Genomic DNA, 21,826 nt, shown 5'->3' with positions numbered 1-21,826 from the left:
GGAGTAAAACCCCAAAGGCTACGCTAACGCTGAGTTCTCCTCAGCGCAGGGCTCGCGCACCCTTGGTGCTTTTTTTCTTGCAAAACAGGTTTTGGAAGAAGGTTCTCAATTTCGTTTAAATTCTAGTTTTTTTCCAAACCCCAAGCGGTTGTCGGTGAGCTTGGCATAGTCAATGCGAACAGTCCAAAGTTCAGGGAGCATGGCTAGGGCAAATGGATACGTGGCATAATAAAGTCTTTTGTGTGCTTTGGAGGCTTCATTTAAATGTCCCGTGAATTGCATTCCTTGAATAAGTCCAACGGTTTTGGTTTCCAAGGTTACGGTGCCTGCAACAAGTGGATTTGCAAGAGCGTCTTGCATGTGCCGTGTTTTAGAGTCAGAGGCTATCACAAAAGAAGCATTTTTGAGGTCAAAAGCGTAAAAGCAACTACAAGCATAAGGCTGATTGTCTTTACATGTAGTTAGGTTGAGCACATGATGGTCTTTTAAAAAAAGGTGAAATTTTTCATCCATCATGTGCCCATTTCCTTACTGACACCCCTCGCACTCGATGCTGCGATCTGCCACGTCTAGGGCATTTTCGGGGCTTTGAGAGCGTAGGTAGTAAGTAGATTTGATACCAAGTTCCCACGCGAGCATGTAAATGTCGTTGAGGTATTTGCCACTGGCCTTGTCAAGGGTGATGAAAATATTAAGGCTTTGGCCTTGGTCAATCCATTTTTGGCGCACAGCACCTGCTTTGATAAGCAAACGCTGGTCAAGCTCATACGCAGGGGTGTAAAAGTTCCATGTATCAGGGGAGAGATTGGGCACGACGACGGGAATCATCCCTGAGAGGTTTTCTTCAAACCACTTGCGTTTATACACAGGCTCAATGGTCTGAGTGGTGCCCACGAGGATGGAGATGGAGCTTGTGGGGGCGATGGCCATCAAATAGCCGTTGCGCATGCCGTGCTCTTTGACTTTAGCACGCAGTTTTTCCCAGTCGTAGGTGGTGCCATCAAAGAGCCCGCCACGTTTGACAAGGGCTTTGGCATTTTCGTTGGCCATGTCGATGGGGAAAATGCCTTGTGACCATTTGGAGCCTTGAAATTCGGGGTAGACCCCTTTTTCTACCGCAAGATTAGAAGAGGCGTAAATGGCGTTGTAGCTCACCGCTTCCATAATCTCATCCACTTTGGCGAGATGGTCATAACTGCCCCAAACAATGCCTTGTTCAGCGAGCATTTGGGCTTCACCCATGACGCCAAGACCGATGGCGCGTGAGGCAAGGTTGGTGCGCTTGACTTTGGCATGGGGGTAAAAGTTGAGGCCAATGACGTTGTCAAGCATGCGAATCGCAATGGGTACGCACCGTTCAATCTCCTCTTTGGTGTTGACCTTGGAGAGGTTGATGCTTGCCAGGTTACACACGGCGGTTTTGCCTTCGCATTTTTCTTTTTCGACGATGTAAATGGCTTTGCCGCCGATGGCGTCTAAGGCTGTAATCTTTTTTGCTTTTTTAGTAATACCACTATCGACCCGTACATCCACGTCTTCTTCAAAGAGTTCCACGCTCTCATCTTCGTAAACCACTTTGATGAGGTAGTGGTTAGGTTGGGTGTTTTGGAAGATTTCTGTGCAGAGGTTTGAGCTTCGGATGATTCCTGTGTGGCTGTTGGGGTTGACGCGGTTGGCGTGGTCTTTAAAGCACAAGAAAGGACTGCCGCTTTCAAAGTAGTTGAGCAATATTTTCTTCCACAACTCTTTGGCCTTCATGTGCTCTTTGCTCACTGACTCATCTTTTTCGTACGCCTCATAGCGTGCCGCAAAGACTTCGCCGTGAAGCTCACACAAGTCTGCGGTTTCCGCTGGGTCAAACAGCGTCCACATGCCATCTTCTTGTACCCGCTTCATAAACAGATCATTAATCCACAAGGCAGGAAAGAGTTCATGGGTACGGCGGCGCTCTTCGCCTGAGTTTTTCTTCAAGTCTAAAAAGTCAGACACGTCCATATGCCACGGCTCAAGGTACACGGCAATGGCCCCTTTGCGGGTGCCCAGTTGGTCTACGGCAATGGCGATGTCGTTGGTGATTTTCAAGAAAGGGATGATGCCTCCCGCGGCGTTTTTATGGCCATCGATGCTGCCGCCCATGGCGCGCACCAAGTTCCAATCCCAACCAATGCCTCCGCCAAATTTACTCAATAAACTCATCTCTTTGTAGCTATCGAAAATCCCTTCGATGTTATCGGGTGTGGAGCCGATGTAGCATGAGCTGAGTTGGTGGCGCGTAGTGCGGGCGTTGGAGAGGGTTGGGGTGGCGAGCATCACTTCAAATTTGCTGATCAAATCGTAAAATTTCTTCGCCCAATCTTGGCAGTTAAATTCGTGTTGGGCCAAAAACATGGCTATGGCCATGAACATGTGCTGAGGCAGTTCGATGGGCTTGCCCTGGCGGTCTTTAATGAGGTAGCGGTCATTGAGGGTTTTGACACCCAAATAGGTAAATTGCAAGTCACGTTCTGGGGCAATATAGGCGTTAAGATCGTCCAAGTCGTACTTTTCTTTTAAGCCCATAAGCAGTCTTCCCTCGGCCTCTCCCCGTTCAAAATAGGCGCGTAAGTGCCCATAGTCAGAGTAACCGTTGACCTTGTGGTACAAGTCGTACAAGAAAAGGCGCGCCGCCACAAAGGTCCAGTTGGGGCGGTCGATGTCGATCTTTTCTACGGCGGTTTTGATGAGGGTTTTTTGAATCTCTTCGGTGGAGATTTGGTCGCGAAACTGAATCTTAGCATCCACTTCCAGTTCGCTTTGGTTGACGTTGTCTAAGCCCGCGACAGCAGAGGAGGTGTATTTTTTGATTTTGGAAATATCCAATGGTTCTGTGCGACCATTGCGTTTAATGACGGTTAGCATGCGCTTTCTCCAAAGACTCGGGCAAAGATTTTATCGACATTTTTAGTGTAGTAACTGTAGTCAAAGCAGGCGCGGATGTGCGCTTCATCAAGCTTTGCCCGCAAGTCCGCATCTTCTAGTAGGTTTTGCAAAAAGAGGCTTTCCCCTTGGGCGTTAAGGGCAGGTTTACCTTGTTGGAGGTCGGCCCACACTTTCATGGCGTTGCGTTGGACGATTTTGTACGCGTCTTCGCGGGAAACGTTGAGGGCAGGAAGCTCTAGCAAGATGCGTTGGGAAAAGACAAGGCCGCCCGTGAGGTTGAGGTTGCGCATCATATTTTCAGGGTAAACCACCAGTTTTTCAATGACTCCGGTAAGGCGTGCAAGCATAAAATCAGTGGTGATGAACCCATCGGGCAAGATGAACCGCTCTACGGAGCTGTGGGAGATGTCGCGCTCGTGCCACAAAGCGACGTTTTCTAGCGCTGGCATGGCATAGGAGCGAATCATGCGACACAGGCCAGTGATGTTCTCGGTGAGGACAGGATTGCGCTTGTGGGGCATGGCAGAGCTGCCTTTTTGGCCTTTGCTAAAAAACTCTTCCGCTTCGTAAACTTCGGTGCGTTGGTAGTGGCGTACCGCAACAGCGATTTTTTCGCAACTAGACGCCAAAAGCGCGAGGGCGTTCATCAGTGCCGCGTAACGATCCCGTTGGATGACTTGGTTGGAAGCAGGAGCGCACGTAAGGCCAAGTTCTTCGCAGACAAACTCTTCAAGTTCTAAAGGCGCGTGGGCGAAGTTGCCCATGGCACCACTGATTTGTCCGACGCTGATGGTTTTCATGACGTGTTCTAGGTTTTCTAAAGAGCGCTTGATTTCATCATGCCAGATGGCAAGCACGAGTCCAAAGGTGATGGGCTCGCCGTGAATGCCGTGGCTGCGTCCGACCATGAGGGTCATTTTGTGTTCCATGGCGCGGGTTTTTAGAGCCGCCATCAATGCGTTTACGTCTTCGATGATAAGTTTCAAAGAATCGCGCATCTGGAGGGCTACAGCGGTGTCGATGCAGTCGCTACTGGTCATGCCGTAGTGCACCCAACGGCTCTCGTCCCCAAGGCTTTCAGAAACACTGGTTAAAAAGGCAATGACGTCGTGCTTGGTTTCTTGCTCGATTTCGTCAATGCGTGCGATGTCAAAGGCGGCGTTTGCTAGAATTTTTTGCGTGTCTTCATCGGGAATAAGTCCAAGTTTGTTCCATGCCTTGACGGCCGCTTTTTCTACTTCAAGCCACGCATCGTACTTGGCCTGAACGGTCCACTTTTGCTTCATAACTTCCCGTGCGTATCTTTCAACCATTTCTCTACCTTTTTGTATTAAATATTTGTTTCATGCAAGCGTTGTTCTGGGTTGGATGAAACAAATATTTTGATGAAAAGTCCTTAAGGGGTTGGTGTTTGGGTATAATATTTTTCCCTCTTTACAAGTAAGAAAAGCGTTACATGTAAAGAGTAAATTCTATCTAAATGTGAGTAAAGATTGCCTTATATTCAAAAACCTTTTCGGGCTTTACGCCCTACTCCTGCTTATGCTTTCTTGATGGACGTTTTGGGTCTTGGCATGAAAGAAGCGCAGCGCTATGTAGACCGTGGTCGCGTGTACCAAGACGGTGTGGTCATTACAGAAAAAAACCAACGCCTTGTTGGCCTTGTAGATGTGGTGGTGTATGTCCCAGAGTCTCAAGGTTTAAATCCTTGTTTTGAAGAAGAAGACTTTGCCCTTTTTGACAAGCCAAGCGGTTTGTTGGTGCATCCTACTAGTCGTAAAACAACCTACTCTTTGTACGATGAAATCTTACATCATTTTGGTGAAGAAGCGAAGATTGTCCATCGTCTTGACAGGGAAACGAGCGGGTTGATTTTGGTGGCAAAACACAAAAAAGCCGAAGTAGCACTCAAGCAGTGTTTTGAAAAACGTCAAGTGGCCAAAACATATCTTGCTTTAGTGCGAGGGCAGATGAGGGAACCTTTACATGTAAACGCCCCGCTTTTAAATAATCAAGATTACAGTGACATTAAACTGCGCATGGTAGTGGACGAACGCGGCAAGCCTTCTCAGACAGATTTTGAACCCCTTTCTTATTTTCCTGACATTGATGCAACCCTAGTAAAAGCCACACCCCATACAGGGCGGCAACATCAAATCCGTGTGCATTTGTTTCACGTGAAACATCCTATTTTGGGTGACCCTTTATACGGGGTCCCGACGTGGGTTAGTGAGCGTTATTTGGATGAAGTTCTCGCCCTAGAAGAGCGTTTAGAGTGGATGGGCGCAAACCGTCTGCTCTTGCACGCTAACACGTTAGCCTTTACTTTTGAGGAGAAAAACTACACGTTCGCCTCTTTGCAAGACACCGCTGCCCTCTTTTATGCCTTTGGAAAGGAAAAAAATGCGTACAATTTTATGCAATGAAACCCCAATAGTTCCTAGCACCCTCTTTTGTATCGGGAGAAATTATGCCGAGCATATTAAGGAGCTTGGTAATGAAACCCCAGAAACTCCTGTGATTTTTTTCAAACCCAACAGTACATTAGCAGAATTGTTACATGTAAGCGAGCACGATGAGCCTATTCATTACGAGGCAGAGATTGTTTTTGTGGTGGGCGATGAAGGCTATAAAGCCGCGGGCATTGGACTGGACCTTACCAAGCGAACTTTGCAAAGCGCGCTTAAGGCTAAAGGATTGCCATGGGAGCGCGCCAAAGCATTTCGCGGTGCTGCACTAGTTAGCCCTTGCACCTCCTTTACATGTAAAGAAGCATTACGATTGGAGCTTTGGATCAATAACGTGTTAGCACAAGAAGGCAAGGTAGAGCAGATGCTGTACACGCCCGAAGCCCTTCTCGAAGAACTGCGTGCGTTTGTGGATGTTAGCGAAAATGACCTCGTGTTTACGGGGACACCCAAAGGCGTGGGTGTCGTTCAGGTGGGCGATGTGTTTGTGGGAAAATTGTACGAAGGAGACCAGTTGCTTGTTGAACAAACATGGCGGGCGTGTTAGTCTTTATCTAAAAACAACACCTTAATCATACCACCAATCGAAACAACCGCAACGATACCTAGAAAAATCACTTGCCCCCAATCAAGTACGGTCATGGGTGCTCCTTTCTTTGAGTTGTCCGCACGCAGCGCTGATGTCTAGCCCTTTAGACTGACGAATCGTGCAGACGATTCCGTGCGCATTGAGGTAGTCCCTAAAGGCTTCCATGGCTTTAAGTTCTGGACGCTGGTAAGCACTGCCCTCGTGCGGGTTAAAATAGATAAGGTTCACTTTTGCCTTAATGCCATGCAATAGTGTCACCAATTTTTTAGCACTTCCAAGGTCATCGTTGCGCCCACGAATGACAAGGTACTCAAACATCACCCGCTTGCGCTCATCAATAGGAAAGGCTTTGACTGCTTCAATGATAGAAGCGATGTTGTAAGCTTTGTTGATGGGCATCAGCTCTTGACGCAAGGCATCATCTACCGCATGCAAAGAGATGGCAAGTAATATGCCTAAATTCATTTCACCCAATTTTTTGATTTGGTGGCTAAGGCCGCTGGTGGAGATTGTTTGGCGTTTGGGAGAGATGGAAAGCCCGTCAATGTCTGCAAAAATCTTTACTGCTTTGACCACTTCAGGAAGATTATCCAGTGGTTCACCCATGCCCATGTAGACGATGTTGACCCGACGTTCGGGTGCGATGTTGTGCCGTTTTTTGATGGCAAGCACCTGGCCTACGATCTCACCCGCGCTTAGGTTGCGCACAAAACCCCCTTTTGCGGTAAAACAAAAGGTGCACCCAATCTTACAACCCACTTGCGAAGAGATGCAAATGGTAAACTTGGGATGGCTCACGCGTCTGCCTTCTTCGTCCACCACTTCTTCTTTCATGGGCAAAAGCACAGATTCTATGGTGTGTCCATCACGCAATTGAAACAACACTTTAGCACTACCATCTTGGCTAATCTCTTCACGGACTACATGTAAAGGTGTCAAATCATAGGTTTGCCCAAGGTGTTCGCGCATGGCTTTGGGGAGGTTGGACATGGCTTCTATGTCATCCACGTAGCCTTGGTAAATCCATTTAAACACCTGTTTTGCACGAAAACTCGGGCTAAGTGCTTGGGCGAGCTCTTCCTTGGTAAAGTCTAAAAGAGAGGGTTTCATTGTAGGTGTTTCCAGTGTGTGTGAACTAAAAATTCAAGGCGCGCTTTGGCTTCTTGATGGTTGGCTAAAAAAGCCTTATGTGCATCTTTATGACAATAGTTTGTCACCACAAAAAGACCAAAAGCGGGGATGTTAAACATTTCTGCTACGCGCAAAACCGCGTAAAATTCCATATTTTCCACAGCGCATTCTGCTGCTAAAAATTCAGTACAAAGCGCCTCATCTGCGGTGATGTAGTTGCTGGAATTGACAACAACCTGTGGCAATGTTTCACGTGAAACATAGGGTGAATGGTGGGAGATATTTAGAGAAAGGGGTGAATAGGCCTTTTGAAGAAGCGCCGTTCCCTCGAGATTGCGTGCATGGGTGCTTACGCACGCTTCAAGCAAAGAAAGTTTTCCATAACTTCCCGCACTTCCTACAAAAAGCAAATGCTCTGGTTTGCATTCCAAGCACAAGCGTGTCAGTGCGATAGTGCTGTCTACTAATCCGATGCCAATAGGCTTGGCAAAAGAAAACTGCTCGCTCGCACCCGCACAAACAATCATAAGCGCACCGCAATGCCTTGATCGTACAAGTAGCGTTTTAAATCCATAATGTCTATCTCTTTAAAGTGAAAAATCGAAGCAGCCAAGGCCGCGTCCGCATGGTTTACAAAAGCGTCTTTGATGTGCTCCATCGTCCCTGCCCCGCCACTGGCTATGACAGGAATGTCAAGCATTTGGCTCATTTGAGAAGTCAGCGGGATGTCGTAGCCATTTTTGGTGCCATCACAATCCATAGACGTGAGCAAAATCTCACCCGCACCGCGCTCTTGCAACTCTTTGGCCCACGCTAGCGCATCTTTGCCTGTGTCGATGCGCCCGCCATTGATGTACACGTGCCATGCGTCTCCCGTGCGCTTGGCGTCGATTGCGACGACAATACACTGGGTGCCAAAACGTTGGGCCGCTTCGTTGATAAACTCAGGGCGGTGGATGGCGGCTGAGTTGATACTCACCTTGTCACACCCTACATGTAAAAGCTTGTAAATGTCTTCGAGTTTACGAATACCGCCACCAACGGTCAGAGGAATGAACACCTCCTTGGCAACTTTAGCGACAATATCAACAATCGTATCGCGCCCCTCGTGGGAGGCGGTGATGTCTAAAAAGGTGAGTTCATCTGCCCCTTCTTCGTTGTACCGTTTTGCCACTTCCACCGGATCGCCCGCGTCTTTGAGGCCAACAAAATTTACTCCCTTGACGACACGGCCGTTGTCTACATCAAGGCAAGGGATGATGCGCTTGGCAAATTCTTCCATGCATTTCCTTCGGTGAATTCGTATGAAAAGTTTCAGTAATTAAGGGTTGAGTTTACCGAAAATAGGGCTAAAAGCTACTTAAGCATCTGGTAAAACTTGTTTTTTAGAGGAACTTGCTGTTGAGAAGATTTTGGAGCTTTGTCGCAAAGGTGTTTGAAAAAAGTAAATCATTCATGGACTTTACAGAATTTATTGGGTATAATGGGCCGTTTTAGGAGCGCGCATGGGCATTAAAGCCAAAAAAATGTTTGGACAAAATTTTCTCAAAGATAGCTCCGTATTACACCAAATCATCCAATCGATGCCCGAAGATTCACCCAACGCATTGGTAGAAATCGGCCCTGGATTAGGTGATTTGACGCAGTGGCTACTCCAAAAAAGAGGTGTAGTAGCCTACGAAGTCGATACAGACTTGTGCGCTTATTTAAACGAAAGATTTGCCAAAGAACGCAAAACAGAACAGTTTGTTTTGCACCAAGGCGATGTGCTAGCCAGATGGGAAAAGCAGGAGACCTTAGCAACCAAGCCTTATGACTTGGTTGCTAACCTGCCCTATTACATCGCAACGGCCATTATTTTACGTGCTTTACGTGATACCCAGTGCCAAAGCCTTCGGGTGATGGTGCAAAAAGAGGTGGCACAAAAGTTTGCCGCTGCCCCAAAAGAAAAACATTTTGGAGCATTGGGAATTTTGGCCCAACTTTTAGGCCATGTTGAAGTGCTGTTTGATGTTCCGCCCCACGCTTTTGAGCCGCCACCCAAGGTGACTTCATCGGTGTTGTGGATACAAAAACGGCGCGAATACGTGGGCGGAGAGCATGGAGTGTTTAAAAATGAAGCCCAACGGGATGCTTTTGAACGGTATTTGAGAATGGCTTTTAGTGCCCCTCGCAAGCGCTGGTTAAAAAATATGACCTTGGGTTTTGAAAAAACACTTTTGGCTTCGTTACTAGAAGAACAGGCACTTTCGTTAAATAGCAGACCACATGAAATCGACACTGCGACGCATCATCACCTCTTTAAACAACTTACAAAGGTGAATGATTATGTCAGAAATGAACAACAACAGCAATAGCGACTCCAGTAGCAACAACCCTAATCCAACTTCTTCTGAGGCGCCAGCAAAACCCCGTAGACGTAGACGTCCTCGAAAGCCACAAGGGCAAAAACCAGCGCTTCAAGACGTTGGAACACCTGCTACTTCTGAGGCGCCAGTGCAGGCTTCAACCCCTGTAAATACACCCGAAAGCAGAGCAAATAAATCAGCCCAAGGCAATAAAAACCGACGTAAAAATGCTTCAACGCCGATTGTGGGCAATGAGCCGTGGCAAAAAGAGATTGGGCGGGTGATTGAGGCAAACAAACGGGCCCATGATGAGCGTCTAAAACCCAATACAACTATCAATGCCAACACAACAAAAGTACGTATCACGCCTTTAGGCGGTCTTGGTGAAATTGGTGGAAACATTACCGTGGTGGAGACTGAAACCAGTGCGATTATTATTGACGTGGGAATGAGTTTTCCCAGTGAAGACATGCACGGGGTAGACATTTTAGTGCCCGATTTTGATTATCTTCGTAAAATTAAAGATAAAATTAAAGGTATTGTCATTACCCATGCCCACGAAGACCACATCGGTGCCATTCCTTACCTTTTTAAAGAGATGCAATTTCCTCTTTATGGTACTCCATTGCCTCTTGGAATGCTTTCTAATAAATTTGACGAGCATGGTCTAAAGCAAGCTAAAAAGCTTTTCCGTCCTGTAGAAAAACGCAAAATTTATCAGATTGGGGAGTTTGATGTAGAGTGGATGCACATCACCCATTCCATCATCGATGCCTCCGCGTTGGCTATTACATGTAAAGCCGGCACCATCTTCCACACGGGCGATTTTAAAATCGACCACACGCCCATTGATGGCTATGTGAGCGACTTGAACCGTTTTGCGGAGTATGGAGAAAAAGGCGTTTTGTGTATGCTAAGCGACAGTACTAATTCCCATAAAGAAGGCTTTACGCGCTCTGAAAGTTCTGTGGGTAAAACCTTTGATGCTATTTTTTCCAAAGCTAAAGGCCGCGTGATTATGTCCACCTTTTCTTCCAACATTCACCGTGTGTACCAAGCCATTGACCACGGATTAAATTATGGGCGAAAAGTAGCCGTCATTGGCCGCTCTATGGAGCGCAACCTTGAGATGGCACGCGAACTTGGGTATATCGATCTGGATAAAAGTATTTTTATTGATGCTAATGAAGTGCACAAATACCCCGACCATGAAGTACTCATCGTTACCACAGGAAGTCAAGGGGAAACCATGGCGGCCCTTTATCGCATGGCAACAGACGAGCACCGCCACATCAAAATCAAGCCCACCGATCAGATCATTATCTCCGCTAAAGCCATCCCTGGCAATGAAAACAGTGTCTCAAAAGTGTTGAACTTTTTATTGAAGAGTGGCGCGAGTGTAGCGTATCAAGATTTTAGTGAGATTCACGTCAGTGGCCATGCTGCCCAAGAAGAGCAAAAACTTATGTTACGTCTTTTGAAGCCAAAATTCTTCATTCCTGTGCACGGAGAGCTTAACCACACCATTAAGCACCAAGAAACCGCCATTAAATGTGGTGTAGATCCCAAAAACACCATTATTATGGAAGATGGGGATCAGATTGAAGTGTGCGGAAAGTACATTAAAAAAGTTAAAACTATCAAGACGGGCAAAGTTTTTATTGACAATCAAATCAACAAACAAATTGCCGATGATGTAGTGATTGATCGCCAAAAATTAGCAGAATCTGGTGTGGTGATGATTATCGCCCAAATCAACAGAGATGACCATAAACTAGCTGCAAAACCACGGGTTGTGAGTTACGGTTTGGTGCCTGACCGCGAAGATAAGAATTTTTCAAAAGAGATGGAAGAGGTGTTGATTCAATTTATCACTAACGCCAAAAAAGAGCTGTTGCAAAACCAACGTGCTCTTGAAAATGAAGTGCGCCAAGTGGTGCGAAAGCATATTTTCCGCTCGCTCAAAAAATACCCTACTATCGTACCAACCATTTTTGTAATGTAGGGCGTGCAATGCATAATTATCAGCAAATTGCTAAAGAAGTGTTAGTGCTAGAAGCTAAAGAGTTGTTGCGTTGTGCCGAATCTTTGGGCGAAGAAATTGAAGAAGCATTGAGACTTGTGGTAAATACAAAAGGAAAGCTTGTGGTGACGGGTGTTGGCAAGAGTGGCCTTGTGGGCGCAAAAATTGCCGCAACCCTAGCCAGTACGGGCACAAGTAGTTTTTTCCTTCACCCCACCGAAGCCATGCACGGAGACTTGGGAATGATTGGAAAAGAAGACGCAGTGCTTGCCATTAGCTATAGTGGCGAGAGCGAAGAGTTGGTGCGTATTTTGCCCCACATTAAGCGTCTTGGGATTCCACTCATTGGTATGGCAAAGACCAAAGAGACAACACTAGGACACTACAGTGACGTATTTTTATCTGTCCATGTGGAAAAAGAGGCTTGCCCTTTAGACGCAGCACCGACGTGTTCGACGACCCTAACGTTAGCTTTAGGGGATGCGTTGGCCGTGTGTTTGATGAAGTGCCGTAATTTTCAAAAAGAAGATTTTGCCTCCTTTCATCCAGGCGGCAGTTTGGGCAAACGGTTGTTTGTGCGTGTTAGTGATATGATGCGCACGCAAAACCTACCCATTATTAGCGCTAAAACCCCATTAAAAGAGGCCATCACTGTGATGAGCGAAGGGAGACTAGGAAGCGTTTTGTTAGTAGATGAAGAGGAAAAGCTGGTTGCCATTTTAAGCGATGGTGATTTGCGACGTGCCCTTATGCAAGAGGATTTTTCGCTTGAAAACTCTTCATTGTGCTATGCTACCAAAAACCCTAAAACGTTTACTAACGAAAACATGTTAGCCAGTGACGCGTTAGCCTTGATTGAATCCTATAAGATTCAATTGGTGGTTGTTACTGATACTCAAGCACGCCCTATTGGGGTGTTGCATATTCACGATCTCGTGGAAGCAGGCATTCAATGAACCCCGAAACCAAACGGCTTAATAAATTTATTTCTCATAACACCAAATACTCACGGCGTGAGGCAGACAAGCTTATTCAAGAGGGTAAGGTGCGGGTGAACAACCATATCGCTACCGACCTTGCGACGCAAATCAAAGAGGGCGATAAAGTCAAAATCAACGAACGCCCCGTACGCCAAAAAGAAGATTTTACCGTTTTGGTGTACCACAAGCAAAAAGGCGAGTTGGTGAGTAAAAAGGATGACCGTGGACGCAAAACCATCTACGACACCTTGCCAAAGCGTTATGCTAACTACCTCAGTGTGGGGCGTCTTGATTTCGCGAGCGAGGGATTATTGCTTCTCACAGACTCTCCCGTCATCGCTTCAGCGCTCATGCACAGTGATTTGGAGCGGATGTATTACCTAAAAATCAAAGGCGAAGTGACGCCTGCGATGATTGAAGCCATGCGCAACGGCCTTGTGGCAGCCGATGCCACCAAAGGTGGGCATGAAAAAAGTGAGATTAGGTCTATGACCTTTGCACCCTTTTTGGCCTATGGCATTTTAAATAGCACAGGGGGCTACACAAGACTTAAAGTAGTCATTAGTGAAGGTAAAAACCGTGAACTACGCCGCTTTTTTGGCTATTTTGATGCCGATGTGGTGGAACTAAAACGGGTAAGTTATGGTCGCGTGAGCCTAGACATGCTAAAGCCTGGCAAGCACCGCTTTTTAGAAAACAGTGAGTATGAAGATTTGCGCAGTTTCTTAAAAGAACGAGGCATCCGCTACTAATGGACGCTTTGGCGTTGCGCTTTCGCCCCAAAACTCTCGAAGAGATGGTGGGGCAACGGCACCTCGTGGGCGAAGGAAGCCCTCTTCTTGCCCTTTTAAAAAAGGGAAAAATGCCCCACGCCATGTTTTTTGGACCTCCGGGAACGGGCAAAACCACCCTCGCGCGCATCGTGGCAAACATGCTTGATGCGCCTTTTTATGAGTTGGATGCCACGAGCTTGAAAGTGGAATCCTTTCGCAAGATTTTCGCTTCCCATCAACACGCCCTTGTGAAACCGCTTATTTTTGTGGATGAAGTGCACCGTTTGAGTAAAACCCAACAAGAAGTATTGCTCTTGCCCATGGAAAACCACGAAGCTACCGTCATTGGTGCTTCCACAGAAAATCCCTACTTCGCCCTTAGTAATGGCATTCGCTCCCGCTCCATGTTGTTTGAATTTAAACCCCTTGAAGCAGAGGATTTGCACACCCTTTTGGTGCGGGTTCAAAATGCCCTTGGGTTTACCATCACGCCAGAAGCTGCCGATTATGTGGTGGATTCGAGTGCGGGCGATACAAGAGCGATGCTCAACTTGCTCGAATATGCCTTACATGTAAACACGCACATTGACCTAATGTTGCTCAAATCCTTGCGCCCTGCCCCGCTCAAAGATGGGGTTAGTAGCGACGATACCCACTATCAACTTGCCAGTGCGCTCATTAAAAGCATTCGAGGCTCAGATGTGGACGCGGCGTTGTATTATTTGGCACGCTTGATTGACGGGGCTGAAACGCCTGAGTTTATCGCAAGACGGTTGGTGATTTTGGCTAGCGAAGACGTGGGAAACGCTAATCCTAACGCGCTCAATCTTGCTGTTAGCACCATGCAAGCGGTGAAGTTGATAGGCTACCCAGAATCTCGCATTATTCTTTCCCAGTGTGTGGTCTATTTGGCCTCTTCGCCCAAGTCCAACAGTGCGTATGACGCTATCAATAAAGCCCAAGCTTACGTGACTAACAAGCCACGCCTAGACGTGCCTGCGCATCTTAAAGAGCCCACCCGCCAAGGATATCTTTATCCGCACGCGTTTGGGGGATGGGTAAAGCAAGACTACACGAGCAAGCCCGTGCATTTTTACACTTCCAGTGGGGTTGGCTTTGAAAAAACGCTAGACGAGTGGCTTCACAAAATCCGCACCAAAGACGCGCCTAAAAAGGCTTCCAAAGACCCCGAGGCATAAGACTTAACATCCCTGCATACTCATGCAATGCCAAGTAGCTACGTGCAAGATTTCCAAATGAGGGTGTGTAATCTCGCCACGAATCTTCACGGGGCGCGTCGAGCTTAAAATCGGTCGCGTAAGGGAGTACCTCAAACCCTGCGTGTTCAAACAGCACTACCCCCCGTTTCATATGATAGGCAGAGGTGACAAGCACAACACGAGGTGTGTGATTAAATAAGGTGCGCGTTAGCACAGCATTTTCGTAAGTATCACGACTTCTGTCTTCTAGGATAATCCTAAATCCCTCTCCTGTTTCAGAAAAAGCAATCCCAAAGGGTGTAAAAATAGCATCAAGAGACTGGGCAAATCCTTGGGCTTCGGTAAGTTGTTTGTCGCCACCCCCAGTGTACACGAGTGGCACACCATAGGTTTTAGCAAGCCCTAGGCCTGCAAGGGCGCGTTTGAGGCCATCACTGGTGAGGGATAAGGGTTGGCCTTGAATCACGCCACCCCCTAGTACAATCACCGCATCAGGCGCTTGCGAGGGCGCATTAAAGACACGATAGGGAGCTTCTAGAGGAGAGAGGAGCTTTGAGGCTAAAAAAGGAGTAGAAAGGCCATAAAACGCAACAGCGCAGCAAAAGAAGAAAAAGCGAAAGCGTTTGGCCCAAATGGCTGCCCCTAAGAGCACAAGGATGAAAATCCCAGGAGGCAGCACGAAAGCGGTAAAAAGTTTAGAAAGGACAAACATTAAAGGAGGCGAACACCTTGAATTCCCGCCTTCATGGCACCAATAACATAGCCATCAGAGCCTTCTAGGACGGCATCTAGGTTTTCAGGACTCACCACTAACACCATGCCTACCCCCATGTTGAAGGTGCGGTACATTTCTGCTTCTTCCACGTAATCACTCATGAAATTAAACACAGGCAAGGTGCGAATGGACGCTTTTTCCACCTCCGCCCCAAGACCCTCAGGAAAGACACGAGGAAGGTTTTCGACGATGCCACCACCCGTGATGTGGGCAAGGGCGTTGATGTAAGGTTTGAGGGTTTTAAATTCATTGACATAGATGCGTGTAGGCTCAAGCAAGATGTCGATGAGCGGTTTTCCTGCAATTTCATTGTCAAAACTGTAGCCAAGTTTGTCAAAAAAGAGTTTGCGCACAAGGGAGTAGCCGTTGGAATGGATGCCCGAACTTGGGAGGGCGACAAGCACATCCCCGTCCTTTACATGTAAGGCGCGGTCCATTTCGCTTTTTTCTGCAATGCCCACGGCAAAGCCTGCAAGGTCAAAGTCGCCCTCGTGGTACATGCCTGGCATTTCAGCTGTTTCGCCACCAATGAGGCTTGTTTGCGCCCGTTTACATCCCTCGGCAATGCCTTTGACCACATCAATAGACGCGTCAAGTTCCAATTTTCCCGTGGCGTAATAGTCAAGAAAAAAGAGTGGCGTGGCAAAGTTACAGATGAGGTCGTTGACGCACATAGCTACCAAATCAATCCCAACGGTATCAAACCGACGAGAATCAATGGCCAGTTTTAACTTGGTCCCTACCCCATCAGTCGCGCCCATTAATACAGGTTCTTGAAAGCCTTTAGGGAGTTCGTAAGCTCCAGCAAACGACCCGATTCCACCCACAACATTGGGGCTAAAGGTTGCTTTCACAAGAGGTTTAATGGCCTCAACAAAGGCATTTCCCGCATCAATATCAACACCTGCTTCTTTGTAGCTCACACTTTGTTTCATTTCTTTTTCCCAATTGGCACGGCGGAATAAGGCTGTTTTAGCTCAAAAGGCACAACAGGATGTTCTCGCCAAAGTTTAGATCTCAAAAGACCACCGCGGTGACCAAACGTAATCCGTCTGTAGAATTTGCCTGATTTTAGCTAAAACATGTTAAAATCAGGGTTAATAGACACAAGGCGCAAAGGATAAAAAGGGTGCGAGATTGTGTGATTACAGGTGGAATCGGAACCGGAAAAAGCACCGTTTGCAAAAGGCTGCGTGATTTTGGTGTCGTTGTTCTTGACGCAGATGTGCTAGCTCATGAGCTTCTTCAAGAGCATCATCGTGAAGTTGCCGCGATTTTTGGGGAAACGTGTGTTGAGGATGGTGTGGTCAATCGTGCGAAACTTGGCGCGGTTGTTTTTACTGATTCCCAAGCACGCAAAAGCTTAGAAGCCTTATTGCACCCAAAGGTGCATGCAGGCCTGATGGAAGCATTCCTTACATGTAAGGCCCAAAAAAAACCTTGCGTGTTGGACATTCCGCTTTATTATGAAACCCAAAGCGTCTACGAGGGCTTTGACGTGGCTGTGGTTTACGCACCTAAAAGACTGCAGCTAGAGCGTCTTTGTGCTCGAAATAACTGGGATGAAGCAACGGCTTTGTTGCGCATTGAGGCACAACTTGATAGCGAACAAAAGCGCCAATGGGCCGATTATGTGATTGACAACAGCCAAGACTTGGCCCATTTAGAAAAAGAGATAGCGGCGTTTTGCCGCTGGCTAAAGGAAGAGAATGTATCTGGATAAATACAGCGCGAGCGGCAATGATTTTGTTATTTTTCATGGGTTCAAAAGCGCAGACCGTTCAGCCCTAGCAAAGCGCCTCTGTCACCGCCAAGAGGGTATAGGGGCCGATGGGCTCATCGTGCTTTTGCCTCACGAATCTTGTGATTTTATGTGGGAATTTTACAACAGCGACGGTTCAACGGCCTCAATGTGCGGCAACGGCTCGCGTGCTTGTGCCCATTATGCTCTCACCCATGGATTGGCATCTGCCACGATGCGCTTTATGACTGCTGCGGGTGAAATAATTTCACGGGTTGAAGGGGACGAGGTGGAGAGCCAACTTACAGCCGCTAAGGAGCTTCTTGCGCCTTTTGAGGAAGCCGGCGCGCGTTGGCATTTTTTTGATACAGGTGTGCCGCATCTTGTAACATTTGACCTCCCCTATGAGCCAGTGCTGGCTAGAACTATGCGCGAAAAATACAATGCCAATGTAAATTTTTGTCTTTATGATGATGCTTTACATGTAAGGACGTACGAGCGGGGTGTAGAGGCTGAAACAGGAGCCTGCGGCACGGGGATGGTTGCTTCATTTTTGAGTGTGTTTACCTACTTGGGTGGGCCTGAAGTGTTGGCAGTTTTTCCCACCAGTCAAGAAAAACTACAGGTGCGCATTGACGCTAGCGGAAAACTTTTTCTCAAAGGCGCAGTGCGACGAGTGTTTTCTGTAGACATAGACATGAGGATAAAGCAATGAGAGGGCTCATTTTATGGATAATGGTGGCGTTAATGGCTGGCGCAACAGGTTTTCCTGAATCCTACTATGCGATTACAAAAAGCGAAGAGCAAAAAGAGGCATTTGGTGCAATTTTAAAACCCCTTGTAGAAAAAACAAACAAAGAAATTTTAGCTGAACGGGCTTTTGTAAGACAGTTTTTTCAAACCCATCTGGCTAATGCTTTTCGTGATGTGCCTGAACAGGAGCTTTCTAGGCTTGCGACACTACGAAAAAAATACCGCGTAGAGGCTCTGTATGACCGCGAAGAGTACTTGAGGCGGATTGATATTATCCCCATTTCGTTAGCACTTGCGCAAGGTGCCATTGAGAGCGGTTGGGGAAAAAGCCGTTTTGTGCGAGAAGCCAACAATATTTTTGGGCACTGGACATGGGGTGAAAAAGGATTAGTACCTCTTAACCGCGCAGAAGGCATGACGCACCGTATTCGGATTTTTGATTCATTAAAAGAATCTGTCGATGCGTACGCGCTGAATCTTAACCGCCATTATGCTTACGAGATGTTTCGGGAGGAAAGGGCCAGAGCGCATCAGCAACAAAAAGCTTTTGGCGGGACAGAGGCGGCTAAGACAATGATTTACTACTCAGAAATAAGAGAAAAGTACGTGGAGATGCTAAAAAAAGCAATGCAGGACAATGGCTTTCATGTGTATGATAAGCCTAGAGCCCCGCTATTTTCATCGCTTCGGCTTGAAAGTGTGCCATTACTGGCTCGATAACTTCATCAAATAACCCGCCCTCCATGATGGCATCAAGCCGGTAAAGGGTGAGGTTGGCACGGTGGTCAGTGATGCGATTTTGAGGGTAATTGTAGGTGCGAATGCGTGCACTCCTATCTCCTGTTCCCACTTGCAATTTACGCTCTTGCGTCTCTTTGGCCATGCGTTCTTGCTCTTGCAAATCGTACAAACGTGCTTTTAAAACCCGCATCGCCGCATCTTTGTTTTTATGTTGGGATTTGCCGTCTTGATTAACAACCACCAAGCCTGTAGGAAGGTGGGTGATGCGCACGGCACTGTCGGTGGTATTAACAGACTGCCCGCCGTTGCCAGAGCTTCGCATTACATCTATTTTTAAGTCACTAGCATTGATTTCAATCTCAATATCATCCACTTCGGGCATGACCGCTACGGTGATGGCGGAAGTATGAACGCGCCCTTGGGACTCGGTGGCTGGAACACGTTGGACGCGGTGAACGCCACCTTCGTATTTCATGCGGCTAAATGCCCCCTGCCCTTTAATAACGGCAATAACCTCTTTGTAGCCACCCATGACGCCTTCGCTTTGGCTCACAATCTCCACTTTCCAGCCTCGCACTTCGGTATAGCGCATGTAGGCTTTAAAGAGGTCTGCGACAAACAGTGCAGCTTCATCGCCCCCTGTGCCTGCGCGAAGCTCTAAAAAGGTGTTTCGGTCATCGTTGGGGTCTTTGGGGAGAAGCAAGATTTTGATCTCTTCCTCTAGTGCTTCTTTGCGAGGTTCGAGTTCTTTAATTTCTTCCTTGGCTAGTTCCCACAACTCAGCATCTTCTAGGAGAAGCTTGTTTTGTGTAAGTTGCTCACAAACATCCAAATAGGAAATTGTTGCTTCTTTAATCTCTTCGAGATTGGATTGCTCTTTGGAGAGTGCTGTCATGCGTTTGATGTCGGTGACAATTTCAGGTTCGCTTAGGAGTCGCGTGATTTCATTGTAACGGTCTAAAAACGGGAGAAGTTTTTCTCTTAACATGATGACAAGCTAATAGTGAAAGAAGAAAAGAAGGCCGCGAAATTAATTTGCGGCACTGAGGGTACTAACAGACTTGGAAAGACGACTAACTTTGCGTGCAGCACTGTTTTTTTTCAAAAATCCCTTGTTCACATAACTGTGAAGGCTTTTGTTTGCAGCTTTGAATGCGTTTTGAGCAGCTTCTAGGTCACCAGCAGCAACAGCGGCGTGGACAGCTTTTGTAAGATTTTTCATTCTGGTGCGGTAAAATCGGTTGCGCTCAGTTCTTACGATGGTTTGTCGTGCGCGTTTTTCAGCGGACTTATGATTCGCCATTTCGAATGCCTTTTCGTGTAAAATTTTAGTCTTGGATTATACAGAATTAAAAATTAAACAAAACTTATTTTCAGTAAAATTTAAAGAAAAAAAAGCTCTTTCGCCTCTTGGACACACCCAAAAGCTTTGAAAGAGTTGTGTTACAATAGCGCCATGATTTTTAGTTTACATGTAAAGGTTATGGTATGAAACTTTTTGGAACCGATGGCGTGCGGGGCAAAGCAGGGCGAAAACTCGATGCAACTACTGCGATGCGGCTGGCCATGGCCGCAGGGATTTATTTTAGAAAGCACTCCAGAACCAATAAAATTATCATCGGCAAAGACACCAGACGTAGCGGGTATATGATTGAAACAGCGATTGTGGCGGGCTTGACGGCAGTGGGGTACAACGTGCGGCAAATTGGCCCGATGCCCACCCCTGCCATTGCTTTTTTAACCGAAGATATGCGGTGTGATGCGGGGATTATGATTAGTGCTTCGCACAATGCGTACTACGACAATGGGATTAAATTTTTTGATCACCAAGGCAATAAACTGGATGAAAAAGCAGAAGCGGCTATTGAGAAAATCTTTTTTAACGATGAACTGATTGAGAAAAACCAAAAAGAAGAGCTAGAGATTGGCAGTGCCAAGCGGATTGATGACGTGATTGGTCGGTACATTGTGCAGATTAAAAACTCTTTTCCAAAAGCACTGACCCTGAGCGGAATGCGGGTGGTGCTTGATGTGGCTAATGGGGCGGCGTACAAAGTGGCGCCGACGATTTTTAATGAACTTGGCGCGGAGACGTTTGTGATTGCAAATGAGCCCGATGGAAGTAATATTAACTGTAACTGCGGTGCTTTGCATCCAGAGTTTTTGAGTGAACAAGTGCGAAAACTGCGCGCAGACATTGGGTTTGGGTTTGACGGGGATGCGGATAGGCTTGTGGTGGTGGATGAAACGGGCGTAGTGGTGCAGGGCGATAAATTGCTAGGCGCATTGGCGCTCTACCTCAAGCAAGCAGGTATTCTCAAGGGAAATGGCTTGGTCACAACAGTGATGAGTAACCAAGCACTTGAAGATTTTGCTACCAAGGAAGGTATGGCACTGCACCGATGCAACGTGGGCGATAAGTACGTTTTAGAGGGCCTAAGAGAAAAAGAGATGAACTTTGGGGGCGAGCAAAGCGGCCACATTATCTTTTCTGATTTTGCCAAAACCGGTGATGCCTTGGTGGCGGCCATGCAAGTGATGGCGTATTTGTTGACGTCTAAGAAAAAAGCGAGTGCGCTTCTAAGCCCATTTGAGCTTTATCCGCAGCTGCTAAAAAATATTCCCATAGGAAAAAAGATTCCTTTGGAAAAAATCGAAGGCTTAGAGGCACTAGAAACCGCCTTAGCTAAAGAAAATATCCGCACATTAGTGCGGTATTCGGGGACAGAAAACTTGTTGCGTCTTTTGCTTGAAGGGGAAGATGCGAGTCGTCTAAACAGTGCCATGGAAGAGCTGGAAAAGTTTTTTACTAAGGTGCTCAATGGGTAAAGCGTGGGCGCTGTTTGCCTTGGGGTTTGTAACGGTTTTTGCGGTTGATCAGGCTATTAAAGCTTTGTTTGTGTATGAGGGAGTTCAATGGAATGGCGCGTATTTCTCCCTCGTTTTAACCTACAACAAAGGGGTTGCATTTTCTATGTTGGCTTCGTTAGGACCATGGTTAAAAGTGATTCAAGTAGGGCTTATTGCGGGAATTTTAGGGTATTTGGTGCAAAATAAAACCATGGTGCAGGACCATGCCATTCCTCTTGGGATGCTTTTAGGAGCGGGCAGCAGCAACGTGCTTGACCGTTTTGTGCACGGTGGCGTAGTGGATTATCTGTTTTGGCACCGATGGTTTGAGTTTGCTGTGTTTAACTTGGCTGATGTGATGATTAATATTTCGGTAGCAATTATTCTTATTCAGACCCTCTTTTTTCCAAAAAAACAAGCTTAGCATGCCTTTACATGTAAAGGCATAGTGGCGTCCTGAGGCATTTTTAAGCCAAATTAAAAGCTTTGAGCGTTATAATCTCAGCTCTTTAAAT

Annotated in this window: 22 protein-coding genes; 12 read left to right on the top strand and 10 right to left on the bottom strand. The window is 46.9% G+C overall.

The window, feature by feature from the left end:
• Nucleotides 1-105 precede the first annotated feature (105 nt).
• From JWV37_RS04665 to purB, 3 genes are read right to left on the bottom strand one after another with little or no spacing between them, the layout of a single operon-like run.
• Nucleotides 106-516 (bottom strand): pyridoxamine 5'-phosphate oxidase family protein, encoded by a 411-nt coding sequence (locus tag JWV37_RS04665; protein WP_240332025.1) that lies wholly within the window; start codon nucleotides 514-516, stop codon nucleotides 106-108.
• 12 nt (nucleotides 517-528) lie between these two features.
• Nucleotides 529-2,898, bottom strand: coding sequence for a ribonucleoside-diphosphate reductase subunit alpha (locus JWV37_RS04660; protein ID WP_205458616.1), 2,370 nt, complete (start codon nucleotides 2,896-2,898; stop codon nucleotides 529-531).
• Nucleotides 2,892-4,232 (bottom strand): adenylosuccinate lyase, encoded by a 1,341-nt coding sequence (gene purB / locus JWV37_RS04655; protein WP_205458615.1) that lies wholly within the window; start codon nucleotides 4,230-4,232, stop codon nucleotides 2,892-2,894. Before purB ends, JWV37_RS04660 begins: the two co-directional genes overlap by 7 nt.
• Before the next feature lie 240 nt (nucleotides 4,233-4,472).
• On the opposite strand from purB, the gene JWV37_RS04650 reads away from it, so the two are divergent.
• Together JWV37_RS04650 and JWV37_RS04645 are read left to right on the top strand one after the other, a co-directional pair.
• Complete coding sequence (locus JWV37_RS04650) at nucleotides 4,473-5,345, top strand: RluA family pseudouridine synthase (protein WP_205458614.1); 873 nt, start codon at nucleotides 4,473-4,475, stop codon at nucleotides 5,343-5,345.
• Nucleotides 5,323-5,934, top strand: coding sequence for a fumarylacetoacetate hydrolase family protein (locus tag JWV37_RS04645; protein WP_205458613.1), 612 nt, complete (start codon nucleotides 5,323-5,325; stop codon nucleotides 5,932-5,934). Before JWV37_RS04650 ends, JWV37_RS04645 begins: the two co-directional genes overlap by 23 nt.
• Nucleotides 5,935-6,015: 81 nt before the next feature.
• Here JWV37_RS04645 and rlmN read toward each other — a convergent pair whose 3' ends face one another.
• Genes rlmN through hisF form a run of 3 tightly spaced genes read right to left on the bottom strand, consistent with a single transcriptional unit; the run spans nucleotide 6,016 to nucleotide 8,389 of the window.
• A complete protein-coding gene (rlmN, locus tag JWV37_RS04640; RefSeq protein ID WP_205458612.1) occupies nucleotides 6,016-7,086 on the bottom strand; it encodes a dual-specificity RNA methyltransferase RlmN in 1,071 nt (356 codons plus the stop codon).
• Nucleotides 7,083-7,634: a phosphorylase family protein gene (locus JWV37_RS04635; protein WP_205458611.1), complete on the bottom strand. Its 552-nt coding sequence runs from the start codon at nucleotides 7,632-7,634 to the stop codon at nucleotides 7,083-7,085. The genes rlmN and JWV37_RS04635 overlap by 4 nt, the downstream gene beginning before the upstream one ends.
• A complete protein-coding gene (gene hisF / locus JWV37_RS04630; RefSeq protein WP_205458610.1) occupies nucleotides 7,631-8,389 on the bottom strand; it encodes an imidazole glycerol phosphate synthase subunit HisF in 759 nt (252 codons plus the stop codon). Before hisF ends, JWV37_RS04635 begins: the two co-directional genes overlap by 4 nt.
• 223 nt (nucleotides 8,390-8,612) lie before the next feature.
• On the opposite strand from hisF, the gene rsmA reads away from it, so the two are divergent.
• From rsmA to JWV37_RS04605, 5 genes are read left to right on the top strand one after another with little or no spacing between them, the layout of a single operon-like run.
• A complete protein-coding gene (gene rsmA / locus JWV37_RS04625; protein WP_205458609.1) occupies nucleotides 8,613-9,464 on the top strand; it encodes a 16S rRNA (adenine(1518)-N(6)/adenine(1519)-N(6))-dimethyltransferase RsmA in 852 nt (283 codons plus the stop codon).
• The gene (locus JWV37_RS04620; protein WP_205458667.1) at nucleotides 9,445-11,460 is read left to right on the top strand and encodes a ribonuclease J; all 2,016 of its coding nucleotides are present in this window, start codon (nucleotides 9,445-9,447) and stop codon (nucleotides 11,458-11,460) included. The genes rsmA and JWV37_RS04620 overlap by 20 nt, the downstream gene beginning before the upstream one ends.
• An 8-nt stretch (nucleotides 11,461-11,468) precedes the next feature.
• Nucleotides 11,469-12,434, top strand: coding sequence for a KpsF/GutQ family sugar-phosphate isomerase (locus JWV37_RS04615; protein ID WP_205458608.1), 966 nt, complete (start codon nucleotides 11,469-11,471; stop codon nucleotides 12,432-12,434).
• Nucleotides 12,431-13,210 (top strand): pseudouridine synthase, encoded by a 780-nt coding sequence (locus JWV37_RS04610; RefSeq protein WP_205458607.1) that lies wholly within the window; start codon nucleotides 12,431-12,433, stop codon nucleotides 13,208-13,210. The genes JWV37_RS04615 and JWV37_RS04610 overlap by 4 nt, the downstream gene beginning before the upstream one ends.
• Nucleotides 13,210-14,430, top strand: coding sequence for a replication-associated recombination protein A (locus JWV37_RS04605; RefSeq protein WP_205458606.1), 1,221 nt, complete (start codon nucleotides 13,210-13,212; stop codon nucleotides 14,428-14,430). The genes JWV37_RS04610 and JWV37_RS04605 overlap by 1 nt, the downstream gene beginning before the upstream one ends.
• Here the strand turns inward: JWV37_RS04605 and JWV37_RS04600 are convergent.
• Both JWV37_RS04600 and purM read right to left on the bottom strand, forming a co-directional pair.
• The gene (locus JWV37_RS04600) at nucleotides 14,399-15,163 is read right to left on the bottom strand and encodes a YdcF family protein (RefSeq protein WP_205458605.1); all 765 of its coding nucleotides are present in this window, start codon (nucleotides 15,161-15,163) and stop codon (nucleotides 14,399-14,401) included. The genes JWV37_RS04605 and JWV37_RS04600 overlap by 32 nt on opposite strands.
• Nucleotides 15,163-16,161 carry a phosphoribosylformylglycinamidine cyclo-ligase gene (gene purM / locus JWV37_RS04595; protein ID WP_205458604.1) on the bottom strand — a complete coding sequence of 333 codons (999 nt, stop codon included), beginning with the start codon at nucleotides 16,159-16,161 and terminating at the stop codon, nucleotides 15,163-15,165. Before purM ends, JWV37_RS04600 begins: the two co-directional genes overlap by 1 nt.
• A gap of 194 nt (nucleotides 16,162-16,355) precedes the next feature.
• Between purM and coaE the strand changes: the two genes are divergently transcribed.
• From coaE to JWV37_RS04580, 3 genes are read left to right on the top strand one after another with little or no spacing between them, the layout of a single operon-like run.
• Nucleotides 16,356-16,949 (top strand): dephospho-CoA kinase, encoded by a 594-nt coding sequence (coaE, locus tag JWV37_RS04590; RefSeq protein ID WP_205458603.1) that lies wholly within the window; start codon nucleotides 16,356-16,358, stop codon nucleotides 16,947-16,949.
• Entirely contained in the window at nucleotides 16,936-17,682 is a 747-nt protein-coding gene (gene dapF / locus JWV37_RS04585) for a diaminopimelate epimerase (protein ID WP_205458602.1), read from the top strand. Before coaE ends, dapF begins: the two co-directional genes overlap by 14 nt.
• Complete coding sequence (locus JWV37_RS04580) at nucleotides 17,679-18,440, top strand: glucosaminidase domain-containing protein (protein ID WP_205458601.1); 762 nt, start codon at nucleotides 17,679-17,681, stop codon at nucleotides 18,438-18,440. The genes dapF and JWV37_RS04580 overlap by 4 nt, the downstream gene beginning before the upstream one ends.
• Here JWV37_RS04580 and prfA read toward each other — a convergent pair.
• Together prfA and rpsT are read right to left on the bottom strand one after the other, a co-directional pair.
• Nucleotides 18,382-19,449: a peptide chain release factor 1 gene (gene prfA / locus JWV37_RS04575; protein ID WP_205458600.1), complete on the bottom strand. Its 1,068-nt coding sequence runs from the start codon at nucleotides 19,447-19,449 to the stop codon at nucleotides 18,382-18,384. The two genes, JWV37_RS04580 and prfA, sit on opposite strands and share 59 nt — an antisense overlap.
• Before the next feature lie 42 nt (nucleotides 19,450-19,491).
• Complete coding sequence (rpsT, locus tag JWV37_RS04570) at nucleotides 19,492-19,764, bottom strand: 30S ribosomal protein S20 (protein ID WP_205458599.1); 273 nt, start codon at nucleotides 19,762-19,764, stop codon at nucleotides 19,492-19,494.
• A gap of 185 nt (nucleotides 19,765-19,949) precedes the next feature.
• Here rpsT and glmM point away from each other — a divergent pair, with 185 nt between their 5' ends.
• Nucleotides 19,950-21,290, top strand: coding sequence for a phosphoglucosamine mutase (gene glmM / locus JWV37_RS04565; protein ID WP_205458598.1), 1,341 nt, complete (start codon nucleotides 19,950-19,952; stop codon nucleotides 21,288-21,290).
• Nucleotides 21,283-21,735, top strand: a complete 453-nt coding sequence (gene lspA, locus JWV37_RS04560) for a signal peptidase II (protein WP_205458597.1) — start codon at nucleotides 21,283-21,285, stop codon at nucleotides 21,733-21,735. The genes glmM and lspA overlap by 8 nt, the downstream gene beginning before the upstream one ends.
• Nucleotides 21,736-21,826 lie beyond the last annotated feature (91 nt).

The organism is Sulfurospirillum tamanense (assembly GCF_016937535.1).
Lineage (GTDB): Bacteria > Campylobacterota > Campylobacteria > Campylobacterales > Campylobacteraceae > Sulfurospirillum_B > Sulfurospirillum_B tamanense.
This window is presented reverse-complemented; position numbering and strand designations above follow the sequence as displayed.